This is a genomic window from Mesorhizobium sp. PL10 (assembly GCF_053714315.1).
This window is the reverse complement of the sequence record NZ_JBSKBR010000154.1, coordinates 1-900: the sequence shown is the minus strand read 5'-3', so window position 1 is coordinate 900 and position 900 is coordinate 1. Positions and strand designations below refer to the sequence as shown.

Genomic DNA, 900 nt, shown 5'->3' with positions numbered 1-900 from the left:
CATCGCGTACTGGCCGATTGTTGAGCCGGGCTTCGCAGGCTTCGACACGGCGAAGCGTCGCCTCCCAGCTCTTCTCAAGCTGAGCCGCTATGAGCCTATTGTCGGGATCGCAGGCCGCATAGCGCCGTTCGGCAAGCGAGGCTTCGTAGCGGGCCTGCTGCAAATCCAGTTCGATCATCTGCCGTCGCTGCGCTTCGCCTTCAAGATGCATCCGCTCCGCCTCCAATGCTGCTTCGATCGCCATGGGTGCCACGGCGCGCAAAACCTCTTGCGAGATCGCGGCGTCGGCTCGACCGCCATTGGCGGTCATGCATCGGGGTCGCGCCAGCGCGAGGTTCGAACGGTCGCAACGATAAATATGATACCCGATGCGGCGGCCGACATAAACGACGCACAGGCGGCGGCCGCAATGACCACAGGTGAGCATGCCGGCCAGGAGAGCCTTCCCGCCCCGACCGGACTTTACACCGCCGCCCTTGCCGTAGGCGTTGGCGGCGAGCAGCTTCTGATTCCGCTCATACTCGTCCCAGCTGACATAGCCTTCATGATGCTCCCTGAGCATAACCGCCCAATCCTCATAGGATTTACGGTGCCCGTAGCTCTTACGAACGCGGCCATCGACGATCTCGGTCCGCTTCTGCGTTTTGCCGTACACATAGACCCCTGCATAGAAGGGGTTCTTCAATACGCTGATGACGTTGCGATAGCGGATCGGAACCCAGTCGAAGGAGACCATTATCTTGCCGTCAGATGGGCGCGGAAAATGCATGCCTTCGGCATTGAGCGCGATCAGCACCTGGCGGGCGCTGCCGATCTCGCGGAACCGCGCGAATATAAGCCTGATGGCTTCCTGGACCCGAATATCAGGGTCGAAACCCAGGCCGTAATCGCGGTGCCAGA

The 900-nt window shown here is 61.0% G+C and carries 1 protein-coding gene; it reads right to left on the bottom strand.

What is annotated here, in order from left to right; translation table 11 throughout:
• On the bottom strand, positions 1 to 900 hold a 900-nt coding region (locus ACWGTO_RS33590; RefSeq protein WP_454578966.1), incomplete at both ends, for a recombinase family protein.